This window comes from Paenibacillus sp. SJS-P3 (assembly GCF_056711585.1).
On the sequence record NZ_CM160043.1, the window covers coordinates 4,606,017 to 4,620,132 of the forward strand.

9 protein-coding genes and 1 pseudogene are annotated in these 14,116 nt (G+C 40.6%); all 10 read right to left on the reverse strand.

Annotated elements, in window-relative coordinates:
• Positions 1 to 29: 29 nt before the first annotated feature.
• Positions 30 to 1,061: a dTDP-glucose 4,6-dehydratase gene (gene rfbB, locus AC06G8_RS21080; RefSeq protein WP_480283832.1), complete on the reverse strand. Its 1,032-nt coding sequence runs from the start codon at positions 1,059 to 1,061 to the stop codon at positions 30 to 32.
• A gap of 101 nt (positions 1,062 to 1,162) precedes the next feature.
• Positions 1,163 to 1,708, reverse strand: a complete 546-nt coding sequence (rfbC, locus tag AC06G8_RS21085; RefSeq protein ID WP_480283833.1) for a dTDP-4-dehydrorhamnose 3,5-epimerase — start codon at positions 1,706 to 1,708, stop codon at positions 1,163 to 1,165.
• A 29-nt stretch (positions 1,709 to 1,737) separates the two neighbouring features.
• Entirely contained in the window at positions 1,738 to 2,481 is a 744-nt protein-coding gene (locus tag AC06G8_RS21090) for a sugar phosphate nucleotidyltransferase (RefSeq protein WP_480283834.1), read from the reverse strand.
• Positions 2,482 to 2,483: 2 nt separating this feature from the next.
• Positions 2,484 to 3,455, reverse strand: coding sequence for a glycosyltransferase family 2 protein (locus AC06G8_RS21095; protein WP_480283835.1), 972 nt, complete (start codon positions 3,453 to 3,455; stop codon positions 2,484 to 2,486).
• The gene (locus AC06G8_RS21100; RefSeq protein WP_480283836.1) at positions 3,452 to 4,384 is read right to left on the reverse strand and encodes an NAD-dependent epimerase/dehydratase family protein; all 933 of its coding nucleotides are present in this window, start codon (positions 4,382 to 4,384) and stop codon (positions 3,452 to 3,454) included. Before AC06G8_RS21100 ends, AC06G8_RS21095 begins: the two co-directional genes overlap by 4 nt.
• Positions 4,381 to 8,220, reverse strand: a complete 3,840-nt coding sequence (locus AC06G8_RS21105) for a glycosyltransferase (RefSeq protein WP_480283837.1) — start codon at positions 8,218 to 8,220, stop codon at positions 4,381 to 4,383. Before AC06G8_RS21105 ends, AC06G8_RS21100 begins: the two co-directional genes overlap by 4 nt.
• On the reverse strand, positions 8,217 to 9,758 hold the full coding sequence (locus AC06G8_RS21110; RefSeq protein WP_480283838.1) for a class I SAM-dependent methyltransferase: 1,542 nt from the start codon (positions 9,756 to 9,758) through the stop codon (positions 8,217 to 8,219). The genes AC06G8_RS21105 and AC06G8_RS21110 overlap by 4 nt, the downstream gene beginning before the upstream one ends.
• Before the next feature lie 14 nt (positions 9,759 to 9,772).
• Entirely contained in the window at positions 9,773 to 10,990 is a 1,218-nt protein-coding gene (locus AC06G8_RS21115) for an ABC transporter ATP-binding protein (protein ID WP_480283839.1), read from the reverse strand.
• A 12-nt stretch (positions 10,991 to 11,002) separates the two neighbouring features.
• A complete protein-coding gene (locus AC06G8_RS21120) occupies positions 11,003 to 12,358 on the reverse strand; it encodes an ABC transporter permease (RefSeq protein WP_480283840.1) in 1,356 nt (451 codons plus the stop codon).
• A 291-nt stretch (positions 12,359 to 12,649) separates the two neighbouring features.
• Positions 12,650 to 14,007: pseudogene (locus AC06G8_RS21125) on the reverse strand (transposase).
• Positions 14,008 to 14,116: the final 109 nt, after the last annotated feature.

Sequence of the window (14,116 nt, forward strand, 5' to 3'; positions counted from 1 at the left end):
TTTTTGTCCCGTTTCATTAGTTTGATGGCTCATTCCGCGTTTGCCATTCCGCTTAAACGTTCTCCATACTGGGTTTCAAAATAATGTTGGTAATTGCCGCTTAAAACATCCTTCATCCACTGTTCATTGTCGAGATACCAGCGAATAGTGGCACGGATTCCCGACTCGTAATCATGTTTAGGGCTCCACCCCAACTCATTCCTGATTTTGTCCGCATCAATAGCATACCGGCGGTCATGGCCAGGGCGATCCTTGACATATTGAATAAGGGATTCTGGTTTGCCTAGTTCTTCAAGAATTGTTTTAATGACGTGAAGGTTCGTTCTCTCATTTCTGCCACCAACATTGTAGATTTCGCCATTCACACCTTTATGAATGACAAGATTAATGGCGCTGCAATGGTCTTCAACATACAACCAATCCCGAACGTTGAGGCCGTCCCCATAAACAGGCATAGGTTTATCCTGAAGGGCATTCTGAATCATGAGAGGAATTAGCTTTTCAGGGAACTGGTAGGGACCGTAATTATTGGAGCAACGGGTTATATTTACGGGGAGCCCGAAAGTTTCGTGGTAAGCTCTGACGAGCAGATCTGCTCCGGCTTTGCTAGCTGAGTAGGGACTGTTAGCAGCAAGCGGAGTCTGTTCCGTGAAAAGACCTGTATCTCCGAGCGTGCCGTAAACCTCATCCGTGGAAACCTGAACGAATTTCTTTACTCCATATTGCTTGGACAGTTCAAGCAAAACCTGAGTGCCGAGCACATTCGTCTTGATAAAAACCTCTGGTTCCAAAATACTTCTATCCACATGGGATTCAGCGGCAAAATTGACTACCACGTCGACCCCTTCTTGAAAGATCGACTTCATCTCTTCGCTTTTTGTAATATCCGCTTTTACGAAGTGATAATTCGGAGCATTTTCTACCGCTCTCAAGTTTTCCAAATTACCCGCATAGGTCAAGGAGTCCACATTAATAATTTGGTATTGAGGGTAGTTGGCAATAATGTAGAGAACAAAGTTGCTTCCAATAAATCCAGCACCGCCAGTAACGAGAAGTTTCATAGAATCTACGCACCTTTCTAAGTTTTAATGAAGACACATGAATAAAGCGAGCAAGTATAGAGAAAGAGAGGAGAATTCATCTTCCTTAAATTTTCGGTTAGCTAAAAGTTGTATTCAGCATCGACAAGAAGAGGATGCTTTTGATCTTTTTCAGAGAGAATGGGATGCGTGGTCGGCCAATCAATTGCAATTGCTGGATCGTTCCAGGCAATTCCTCTGTCATGCTCGGAAGAATAAAGCTGATTGACTTTATACTGTACCTCGGAGTTAGGCACCAAAGTACAGAAACCATGTGCAAACCCCTGAGGAACAAAGAGTTGATGGTGATTTGAAGCACTCAAAATAAAGCCTTGCCACTTCCCGAAGGTCGGTGATGATTTACGTATATCAATGACTACATCATATATTGCTCCTGCAGTACAACGAACAAGTTTGCTTTGTGCCTTTGGCTGGAGCTGGTAATGCATGCCTCTGATAACGCCAGATTCTACTGATAAGGAATGGTTGTCCTGCATGAATTTTTCCTGAATCCCATTTTCGCGATAGCGTTCCTCATTGTAACTCTCAACAAAAAAACCTCGATGATCTCGATGAACGACCGGCTGAATCAGCTTTAAACCCGGCAGCTTTGTTTCATGTACCTTCATGAGTGCACCTGCCTTTAACAAAAATTGATTTACAGCTTCAACTTGCCAAACTCATTACCTAGAATAAGGTCCTTAGCAAGCTCATTGGCATGGGTGAGGGAGGAATGGGTTCCTGCATCCGTCCACCAACCTTCTAAAATATCATATGTCAATGTTTTCAAAGAGATATAGGCATTGTTGACATCCGTTATTTCAAGTTCTCCTCGACCTGATGGTTTCAGGGTTCTAACGACATCAAATACACTACTGTCATACATGTAAATTCCTGTTACAGCATAATTGCTCTTCGGTGCCGCGGGCTTTTCTTCAATGGAAACGATAAGATCTCCATCCAATTCGGGAACGCCGTATCGCTGAGGATCGTGTACCTCTTGTAAAAGAATTTTTGCCCCATCCTTTTGAATTTTGAAGTTATGGACGTAAGATTGAATAGAATCGGAGAAGACGTTATCACCAAGAATGACGACCATTTGATCGTCTCCCACAAACTGCTCTGCCAACCCAAGAGCTTGTGCGATACCACCTGCTTGATCCTGTACCTTATATGTCAGGGATACGCCGTATTCATGCCCGCTTCCAAGCAAATTCACGACATCCCCCATATGTTCCTTACCGGTCACGATGAGAATATCCGTAACGTCAGCCTGTTTGAGTTTTGCAATCGAGTGATAGATCATAGGATATTTGCCCACAGGCAACAGATGTTTGTTCGTGACTTTAGTCAGCGGATAGAGCCGAGATCCCGTTCCGCCTGCCAATACGATACCTTTCATTTTCAGGTCCTCCTAGAAAGTAATTTATATTGCACGTATATCCAGCTGCTGGAAAGGAGTCTGAATTCAATTCGAAGCCATCTGAGAGCAAATAGAGAGTTTCTAGTCTTCTCAAAAGTCTTGCGATTCTTCCATCCTTCTAATATGCCTTCCATATAAGCTTTCCTGCGAGGCTTGTCTCTGAGCATCAGAAGTCGGAGCAAGCTCCCGGCAACAATAAAGGGGGCGTTTAATCCAAGCAATAACGGCGGCATATTTTTAAGGAGCAGGTATACCGTGTTTCTCCCTGTCAGCCTTAATTTAAAGCTATTGATCCCCCCGCCGCTTGTAGCGCTGCCGACATGATATATAATGGCCGTTGGGCAGTAGATGTTTTCATAATCAAGGATCATGGCCCTGAACCCGATATCTACATCTTCCATATAGGCAAAGAATCGTTCATCGAATAAACCAATTTTATCAAACAATTCTCGTTTATAGATGGCCGCCCCTGCACATGAACTGAACACTTTCCTGCTATTTGGATAATAATTTACAGGTTGTCCGTGACCGGTTTGATAAGCAAATCCAAAGACTGTGAATTCATCTCCAGCATCATCGATCAAGTCAGGACGATGAAACTGAAGCATTTTACTCGAACAAGAAAAAGCGTTTGGATGAAGCTCTATTTCTGATACTAGCTCTTCAAGCCAGTTGTCAGTTGCTTTTGTATCCGTATTTAGAAGGACTACATATTTTCTTTGCGCTTGTCGGATACCCATGTTTACGGCTGCACTGAAGCCCAAATTTCTTTCAAGTTTGATTATTCTAACCTCGCTGTAGTTATTCGCAACCATAGCGACGCTTTGATCCGATGAACCGTTATCCACGAATACAATGTCAAAGTCGGTATAACTTTGATTCCTGAGCGAATTTAAGCACTCCTGGATATATTGCTCACCATTGTAATTGGGAATGACAATCGTTACGCTCATGAGTAGCCTGTCTTGGAGATATACTCCGATACGCAAAGCTTAATGCCTTCGTCAATCTCTACGCTTGGCGTGAACCCAAGCTCCTCTTCAGTTTTGGAAATATCAAGCACGTTGTAATCGACATCAAACGGTCGATTTTCCAAATATTGAATCTTAGCCTTTACATTTGTTTGTTCCTCAATTTTTTCGATAATCTCTTTAATGCTAGTCCCTTTTCCAGTCCCCACATTAAAAACCGGAAGAACATCGCTGCGTACCTGATAGGCGACAGCAAGTGATATCGACTGGCATACGTCTTTGATCTCAATATAATCTCTGACTGTCGAGCCATCTCCAAAGATCATAATGGTTTTTCCCATCAAGATATGATCGATGAAAACAGATATAGCGCCGATTCGCTTAGTTGGGATCTGTCCTTTGCCGTAAGGATTCGCCACCCGCAATACAATGTTTTCCATTTGGTAGAGATCATTGTACATCAGTAACATCTTTTCAATCGCAAGCTTCATGTTTCCGTAGTGATTAACTGGATATGTCATCGCCTCTTCTTTAATCGGAGAGGAATGCTGCCTTCCGTAAACAGTCCCTCCGGAAGAGATGAATATGACTTTTTTGGATTGGCTCCGACAAATCTCGATCAGTTCCAAGGTCTTCAAGAGATCTTTTTCATATCCGATTCGAGGGTGTTCCATTGAGCTTGCTGGGGCAATACTACTAATAAGATGAATGACGACTTGATGGTTGCTTACAATCTTTTCAAAATCCTGCTCCTCGAAGAAATTTCCTTCAATGAGATCAAACACAGAAGAATGAACCTTATCCTCTACATTTCGGTCATAGATAGTAACTCGATGCCCTTGCGAATGGAGAAGCTCAGCCAGGTTGGAGCCAATGAATCCTGCACCCCCGAGAAGCAAAAATGAACTCATATCGCAACTCCCTGTTTTGTGTCTTCGGTGTATAAGCTAAAGTAATTAGACGCGAACGTTTCCATTTGGAATTGCTCGAACAGCATTGGAACGTTGAGAGTCAACTGTTCTCGAAGTTCCTGGTCCAAATATAAGGAACGCATCGCTTGATACAGGAGCATCCAATCCAGGTGTCGGTTCTCATTGAGCTCCAATAGCAAGCCCGCATTGCCTTCCGGAGCTGTAATCATATATTTGATGTCTCCAATATCAGTCGAGATTACAGGTTTTCCATATGCCAAATACTCAATGACCGTATTAGGCAAACTTTCGGAAACAAAATAAGATGGCAGAAGACCAACATCAAACATCTTCACCCAGCCAATCCATCCGGATGGTTCCGTAATCGGAGGAATAAAGTGAATATACGGGTAATCGGAGTATTGAAGCTTCAAAGCCACCACATAGTCGCTTGCTCCGATAAGAATTAAGTGAGCATTCAGGCCCTCTTCCTGCATCCTTACGACAGATTGGATGCTTTCTTCCCATCCCTTTTCTTTGATTCCTCTTGATACCAGACCAAAGATAAATGAATCAGGAGAAATACCGAGATCGCTCATATGTTTAGTTGGAATGTTCTGCAGCTTGTATCCGTAGTATATTTTGCTTCTCTTTTCCTCAGGAACCGATACTTGCTCAAATATCTGCTTATTCTTATCCGTGGCATATATGATGTGATCAGCACGCTTGAACATTTTATCGACCAATTTAGCGAACTCCCTATCGATAGAAGGCTGCTCGCTGATGGCTTCGTAACATCCATGCATCGAAATAATCCATTTAACTCCAAAATTATTTTTGAGGGCCTGATAACAAAGCTTATCCGACCACCAAATATGGGAGTTGACGATTTGAATCCCTTCCATTTCGATATAAATATTCATTTCTTCCGCCGTTGTAAAAGAAGGAGTAATGGTAATGGACGGTGAAAGCATTGAGACTAATTGCTCCTGACTTAGGCCAGGACGAGCATTGCAAACATAAACGTCATGGTACGCCGTAAAAAAGTTAGCCATCCTCATAACCAACATCTGCCCGCCACCGATTTCAAAATCTGGAGCAACAAGAAGAATTTTTTGACGAGAGCCCAAATAATTGCGCTGCTGAAGCTGAGCGTCGTAATTCCCCTTCAATTCATTAAACGCTGGCGACAGAAACGGGTTTTCTTCCAGAATATCTGAGGCAGCCCCTTTGCATCCAAGACGCTTGTACTCGGATCTGAGATGATCTAAAAACCGTTCCTTCATCGATGCAGGAAGTTCAAACGCGTCAAGAATGATCTTTTTCACTTCGATTAGTTCTTGATAAAGCTTGACGGATTGTTCCTGAACACTAATAATGCTTTTGGAATGTCTGCGGTGGAAGTTTAAAATTTCTGGCTGGAATGAGATCTTCCCTTCCTTTAGTACGTAGAGGTAAGTAAGCCAATCTCCGCAAATTTCAAAGCGAGACAAAACTTCTTCAATGGAAGACAACGCCGATTTTCTCATAATAACCGCGCTTGCGTTTGGAATCGTGTTTTTGATTGCCAGGCCCTGAACAACCTCTTCCTGACCGGAAAGCACGTATTTGGACAACCACTTTTCTTTAGACAAATCATTGGTATAATCGGTATAAGAAAACGGAACACGCTCTGAAAATTCGTTAATGATTTGAGATTGGGAGTAAGAGAGACTGACCTCATGATTGTCAAAAGCAGGGATGAGGCTTTCGATCAAATGAAGTTCACATACGTCGTCTGCTTCCGCAATCCATATCAAATCACCAGATGCTTCCTTGATCCCTTTAATCCATTGCCTAAAACATCCGTTATTCGTTTGGTTTTCAATGATTTTAAATGGAATTCCGCTGACCTCCAGCAGGGATCTAGCTTTTTTCACGCTATTATCCTTCGAACAATCATCAAGAAATATAATTTCATAAGGTTTTACTGTCTGACGAGTAATAGAGAGAATTCTTTCTTCCAAAAATGTCTCATAATTGTAATTGGGAATAACAACAGATACTTTATAGGATGATGAATGAGCTTTTTTAAGGATGAGGTCAACATCCTTCTCTTCAAGAATTGATAAGAGAGTAGCCACATATTTCTCATGGTTATACTTTTCATCAATAATGGCTTTACCCCTATCCAACATGGCTACGTTATCATGGGATGGAAGAAGGATATTCCTTACTGCCTCAGCCATTTGGCCCGTATTGCAGTAGTCTACGCTTACGCCACCAATTTCTTCCAACAATTCCGGAATGCCGCCTGCATCCTTAAAGGCGACAACTGGTGTCCGGCTATCCAGCGCCTCAAGTACGACTGTCGGAAATGGATCCTCCCTCGATGTAAGAAGGAACAGATCTGAAGCTTGGAAATACAATTGCGGTTTGTCAGTGAAACCTACAAAATGAAAATTCTTATCCATTCCAATTTTCTCGGCATCATGTTGAAGCCAGAGCTTAAGGATTTGATCCGTGTTTCCGACCCACAGAAAATGAACCTTTTTAAGAGACAATTCCATGACCACCGATTTAGCCACTTCAAAAAACAAATCTATCCCTTTCCTCATATCAGCATATCCGCAATTTATGACCAATTGGCTGTCTTCAGGAAGGTTAAGTTCCTTACAGATCTTCCTTCTGGCGTCTTCTTTAGACATCGAAAGATGGTTTCGTGCATAGGCACCTTGTGGTTGAACAATGATTTTATCCTCTTCAACCTCGAACAAACCTTTGAACTCGTTTTTAACAAAGTAATTGGGAAAGACGATATAGTCCGAGTAATTACTGGTTTTTTTCGCGCCTTCGGAGAAATGATATGTTTTTATGGAGGTAGGTAACTCATGCACAAGATTGACCGTTTTTATTCCGGCTTTTTTAAGCGCCTCGGTCAGACTTCCAGTCACGACCGTGTTTGCAATACAATATTTGATGCCTAAAGATGCGATTTCCCTTAATAGTGACATCACCGAATTCTCATTTTCAAGATAGGACAAGGAAGATTGATGAAGGTTGTAAACAGTCCCATACTTCTCGAATTCTTTTTCATTCGGCCCGCCTTGCATCAATATAATATGGACCTGTTTTTTATAATCGTATTTCAAAGTTCTGCAAATATTGAGAGCGAGAATTGCGGCTCCTGCACGTTGAGCGTCATGAGAAATAACCAACACACCGTTATCAACCTTAACTGACACATGATGGGGCTCTGAGGTAGTGATTACATTTGTTTCAGCAAGGTTGCTGGATTGAGCTTTGTTCTTAATAAGCCACAAGGCTTGTTTCCAACCGTTTGCTTTCATCTCTTCGAAAAACCGCTTTTTCAAATGAGGCTGCTGCTTAATAAGCTTCAGAACTTTTTTGGAGTATTGCTCTGCTTTTCTCAGTATATATTCTGACTCTGTAATTCCTAATATTTCAATCTGGCCCAATGAAAAGAATGATGTATCTGCTAGCTGGAACGAAATACGATTCGTTTCTTTTTCAAATCGGGAATAATAGACAACGGTGGTCGTCCCCGTCTTACCAATATCAAATTTTTGTCCCTCATCGCTCTCTATGCTGACAGAAGCATCCGCTTCAATGCTTTCGAATCGATAAATAATTTTAAAATAGCGATGTCTTTTATCCATCTTAAACGTAATGGAGAACTTTTCTTTGATATTATCCAAAAGAAATAACGAACCGTCTTTACCACCCACATTAGCGACTTCAACTACTTCAAGTCCTAGATTGCTTCTACCCATAGAATTCTTAGGCTTGTTTCGAGCAACAATCTGGTTTAATTCCATAATCGCCAAGCTAATCATTTGAAATTCTCCTCAGTCGAACGATATTCACGTCTAAGCTTAAGGTATCGACTTGGACGTTTGTAAGGCGATGTATAGAGCATTTTTAATAATCTATCTCTTAGAAATTTATTATTGTTTTCTACGTTTGCCACAGATTGCTCAAGTTCATTGATACGAATGGTCTTGTTTTGATTTTCGTCTTTCTCGTCTTTAAGAAACGCTTTAATCGTATTATTCTTTCGATTTGCTTCAATAAGCAGATCATTCAGCTTTGAGCGTTCAGCCTTCAACTCTTCGAGTGCAGCGGCAGCTTCATTCATTTGTAATTGAACTGCTTTCATTTGAGCTTTGAGTGCATTTAATTCTTCTAAGTGTGTATTTGAATCAATTTCCATTCTAAGTATATTTTGATGTTGTTCGTCAATAGTGTACTTTTGATCGGTAATAGCTTGATAAACCGCATCGTGTATATAAAAGTCTACCTGTAAAAATTCTAGTTCGATTACTATTTCAGTTATTTCTTTATCTGGTAGTTTATCGAAAATAAGATATGGATCTTCTGTGCTATATATAAAAAGTTCATCTCTATTAAAGTGATGATTGGATTCATTCCATAGTAATGGGTGTGATAGGGAATCCTTGTCGACCGCGTAGATTTTCTGCATTTTAAGAATAGCGTTTGAATTTATAAAGTCGAACCTGAGCCTTTGTAAAGGCTGGCTCCGGAATTCCCTCTTAATTTCCAAACGAATTGCTCGATTGGTAACAGACAAAGGCTTTTTGAGGCTCCGCTCTTCAGAGAAACCTTCACCAGTATCAAAATACAATTGAGAAAAATACATATCCGCATAGGTTTCAAGGCGATTATCCGTCTCTGCTGAGCTTGTTTCTTTATTTTTTATTTCGTAGACGAACTGGTATACATTTCCGTAAGCTCTGTTTTTAAAATCATATTGAAGTGCCTTAGGCAATTGATCGAAATAAACGTTAAATTCTGTTTCTTCCAAATATTTATAAACAGCATTTTTATATATACTTTTGTAACCCGCTTCATCAATCATCATTTCGAGATTTTCTTTTGTAAAAAACTTTAAATGCGTCTCGTCCAATAATCCGATTTTCTGATATTCAAATTTATTGTTAAATAAATTGATCACGATGCTGCTATGACCTACATTCGGGATTGAGATGAGGACGGACCCATTTTCTTTCAAAAGCTTATTACAATTTTGGAGCACTTTTCTTGGCTGTATGAGATGCTCAAGTACGTCAGCAAAAACAATATAATCAAACGATACATGGGCAAATTCGGTAAGCCATTCGTAATTTTCAATATTTCCAACCAACGTTTTTTCTGCAAATAATGAGGCTTGCGCAGCAGAATCAGGGTCTAATTCGACAATATATACTATGCATCCTAGATATTGCTTTAAATATTTTGTAAACCGCCCTGAAGCTGGCCCAAACTCCAACACCGTGCTCCCTGGTTTAATACGGCTCGCAAGGATGGAAAGTGAATTAGCCGTGGACAAATCCAATTCAAAATTGTATTTCATTTGTCTGTCTCCCCTCACTTCCAATTGTGATCCATAGCAATTAATCCTTCGGCCACATAAGGAGATTTCACGAAAAATGTTTTTACTTTAGCCTTGTAGTCGATTGGCACATGTGCATTAGCTTCAAAAAGGGCTACATCAAAAGAATAAGAACCACCTAACAAAATGATCTTGTCATAGACTAACTTCACTTTATTTAAACCAAGTTTATATTCAATTCTATGATTATCCAACAATGTATTTAAGCCGCTTACGTAGATATTGTCGATTGTATGGATCGCAACTCCCACTACAATGGATTGAAGATCAGATTTATTCATCACAAATTCGATTTCAACATTCAAAGGTTCTCCGTAGACTACTTCTTCCACTTCTGCGCCCAACGCGCTTTTGACGATAAACGATTCGATGTAACCGATAGTATCAGCGCTCAAAACTCGTTCACCCGGTATTATGTTGATTATTTCCTCTGAAGCGGCCGCAGTGTCAAGCGTTCCATATTTTAGGTAGTCGGTATATTTGTCACATATGGTTTCGGTATGGCCTTGAGCCACGACCACCCCTTCGTTAATCCAGATGACTCGGTGACAATACCGTTTGATGCTATTAATGTCATGAGAAACAAAGAGAATAGTTTTCCCTCTCGAACGAAGCTCGTTAAATTTCTCCATGCATTTAATTTGAAATTTCAGATCACCTACAGCTAGAGCCTCATCAACGATCAAGATGTCAGGATCGACATTTATAGCAACTGAAAAAGCAAGCCTAGCAAACATTCCACTCGAATATGATTTCACCGGCTGGTGAATAAAATCCCCAATATCCGCAAACTCCAAAATGTCATTCAACTTTTGGTTCATTTCTTCTTTTGAAAAACCGAGCATCAATCCGTTTAAATAAATATTATCCAAACCGGTATATTCTAAATTAAATCCCGCTCCCAGTTCCAATAGGGCTGAGATTTTCCCATTAACTTCAATGGAACCGGAAGAAGGAGATACCACGCCCGTAATGATTTTGAGCAACGTCGATTTACCCGATCCATTTTTTCCAATAATGCCAACAATTTCACCTTTATCGATTTCAACACTGATATTGGAGAGCGCATTAAACTCCCGATTATATTTTTTCCGTGTCAAACTCGCAGCTTCCTTCAGTCGATCAACCGGCTTACCGTAGAGTTTATATGTTTTACTTATATTTTTCGCATCTATTAGAATAGCCAAATTCATTACCTCCAAGCTTTAAAGAACATCAGCAAAATGGGGTCTTAATCGCTTAAAAACAACCGTTCCGATCCAAAGCACCACCAAGGTAAATGTCCAAAAATATAGTGTTTGATAATAATGATCTGCCAACCAGACGTGGCCGATTAGGGCATCTCTATAACCTTCTACAACGTAAAACATTGGATTAATTTTCATCAACCATTGGAATTTATGAGGCATTATTGTAATATTCCACAGGATTGGCGTTAGCCACATTCCGAATTGCATAACGATGCTGATAAATTGTCCGATATCCTTTAAAAACAGAATTAAAGACGAAGTCAAAAGCGATAAAGCATATGCAAGAACGATCATACAAAATGAATAGTATATAATTTGAACATAGTACATATCAGGATAATATCCATATATCCCAAATACGACCAAGGACAAACTCACAAAGAAAATGTGAACAAATGAACTTGAGACTAATTTGACTATAGGAAGAATATTGATATTAAAGACAATTTTTTTGACTAAATAATTATACTCAAGCAAACTATAACAACCATTCGTGACGGCATCCGAGAAGAAAAACCAAGGCACGAGACCCGCTATCAACCACAAAATATAAGGAGCATCCTGCACCGGCCCAGCTCTGAACCCAATTTGAAAAACAAACCAGTATATTAAAACAGTCATAGCGGGTTGGATAAACGCCCAAATAAAACCAAGGTAGGACCCAGCATACTTGGTTTTGAAATCATTTTTGGAAAGATTGCCTATTAAATGCCTCTGAGCATAAAACTCCCTTATCCAAGATACAATCAATTTCCTTCTTTGTATGACAAAGGCGAACAAAATTGCTGGAATAATAGAAACCAGAAAATTTTTTAAAAGATTTTGTTTTTTGAAATCCTCTTTCATAGAATTAAGTATGGAATTAGGAACATTCACTTCAAGATAAGGGTCATGGCCATCTGCCCCTATTTTAGCCTTCTCTGAAATATATTCAATCGATGAAATTTGATTTTTCTTTTTGACAATATTCTCTGACCAAACTATTTTGTAATTGTTAAAACGAGTTGAAAGAACTAAGGGGCTAAGTTCCCATTTCCCTCCGTCTTCTCCTAAATCAATACGCAAAAAAGATCCCTGAACTTTACCATCTATACGAGCGCTTTTTTGAATATCTTGTTTAAATGATTGATTTTCCATGAAATTATCGTCAATTCCATAATACAATTGAATGTATGTATCTGCCTTGTTACTCGCTTCAAATTTTATGTCATACATCCCATCAGAGGATGAGATGAAGTATAACAAGCCATTAATTAAAAGCAAACTGGCAAGAAAAAGCAAGAACCATTTAAATTTTTTGAAAGCAAACACAGCACAATCTCCTTTATCCGACAATCTTTTGCACTTTCTAAGCAACTTTTCGGGATATATATTTCGAATGCATATTACTGAATCCACTAAAAAGGAGTTTACCATGAATCGACAACCTTCACCACCTAAAAAGGGAGAATTTTACTAACTATTTCAAATCGGTAGCGATTCTGATGATTGAGATATTTTCCTAGATCCTGAGATGGCAGTTCATCTCTACAAGGATTGAAAGGACGATACCTGATATACATCCTATATTTCGCTCCCTCCCTTTAGCACCTTGCCATGTCCTCAAGCTGCTGGCTGGTTTTGTTTTAATATAGAGCCTATCCCAAAATAAATATTAGTGAACATGAACACACCGACCATTTTCTCCAGACAATGAGTGCGCAGGCGAAACGAAGAATACCGCCGAATTTTTGAGCTCGCTGTTTTTGCTTCTATTTTATAGCGTTCTTTCGCTTTTTCTTTAAAGGACTCTGTTTCCTGAAAAGCCATTTGCTCCGCGTGTTCTCCTGAATTCTTGGCTCCTTCTTTGTAGCATCCCTCTTGCCGTGCTTTATGAATCGCCATATGGCCTGCCATACGTACATGCCTGCGTCCTTGTTAATCTCGAACTCATCTTCCTTCTTGCATGCCCCTTGTGTAATCAGCGGGTTGAGCTTCGAAACCAGTTCAATGTTAATTTCCTTGTTGTATATTAGGTTATTCTTCTCGAATAGGCCGTATCGCCAATCACAGTCTGCACGTCCATTCCTGCTGCTTTGCTTTTCTCGATGAGGGATTGCAGTTGCTTGCCGTCGGTTTTCTCTCCCGTCGTCACATCAGCCGCCGTAATAATCCGTTCCTCGCTCATGGCGATATGTGTCTTGTAGCCGAGAAATGAAGTGCCCGCGCTCTTGTTGCCCACTGGGGCTTCCTGATCTTTTGAGATGCGCAGTTGCTCAACGTCATCTTCAACCGTTTCTTTGAGTAGGTTCAACGGCTGTGTGATCTTGGGTAGCAACGGAATTCCCAGCTTGGTTTCGGTCCTCTCAATGAGCCTTTGACAATAGTCGATCTCGGCTTCGAGGGTATCTACCGTGTTCTTGATGGGCAGCTTGGACTTCAGTGATTCGTCGATGGTGTAAATGCCTTTTCGCAATATTCGGGAACGGTCCTGTAAAATCTCCCGCGTCTGGTTGTACCGTGCTTTCGTGTGGGTCGCATCTACGATGATGGAGGTGCTTTTTAGGATGCCTTGTGCACGAGCCAGTTCGACGGTTTTGCCAATGAGCAAGTCCAGCAGATTCAGGTCCTTCAGCCGTAATTTACGGAACTTGGTTAAAGAACTCTAATCATGACAGGCTCTTCCGGTGTCATTTGATGAAACTACTTGATGGACATGTAGTACTGGGAACGCTCAACCAGATCCGCATCCGACAGCTCGAAAATGGCTTTCAAAAGCAAATATTTAAACATCCGCACGGGTCGATGGCCTTACGTCGTTTCTTCAGGCATTAGTTTGCTTTCAATTCGTCGTAGACGAAAGAGAAGTCCACCAGCTCGTTGATCTGACGCAGCATGTTGTTCTTCGGCACAATGAGGTCGTATAGTCTGTAAAAGGGCTGAACGCAAATGAGATTTGAGGCTGGAACAAGAGGCTTCACACCTTTCGTTACAATACGCTCATTATACAGCAAAGAAGGTACTGCTCCCGAAAAAAAAGTAACGTGACTTAATATGAGGGATGTAACCGTGGTCTACGACGTGCTGAAG

Coding starts and splice junctions, on each gene's coding strand:
- rfbC (WP_480283833.1), bottom strand. CDS start 1,708: ATGAAGGTACATGAAACAAAGCTGCCGGGTTTAAAGCTGATTCAGCCG.
- AC06G8_RS21095 (WP_480283835.1), bottom strand. CDS start 3,455: ATGAGCGTAACGATTGTCATTCCCAATTACAATGGTGAGCAATATATC.
- AC06G8_RS21110 (WP_480283838.1), bottom strand. CDS start 9,758: ATGAAATACAATTTTGAATTGGATTTGTCCACGGCTAATTCACTTTCC.
- AC06G8_RS21115 (WP_480283839.1), bottom strand. CDS start 10,990: ATGAATTTGGCTATTCTAATAGATGCGAAAAATATAAGTAAAACATAT.
- rfbB (WP_480283832.1), bottom strand. CDS start 1,061: ATGAAACTTCTCGTTACTGGCGGTGCTGGATTTATTGGAAGCAACTTT.
- AC06G8_RS21090 (WP_480283834.1), bottom strand. CDS start 2,481: ATGAAAGGTATCGTATTGGCAGGCGGAACGGGATCTCGGCTCTATCCG.
- AC06G8_RS21105 (WP_480283837.1), bottom strand. CDS start 8,220: ATGATTAGCTTGGCGATTATGGAATTAAACCAGATTGTTGCTCGAAAC.
- AC06G8_RS21100 (WP_480283836.1), bottom strand. CDS start 4,384: ATGAGTTCATTTTTGCTTCTCGGGGGTGCAGGATTCATTGGCTCCAAC.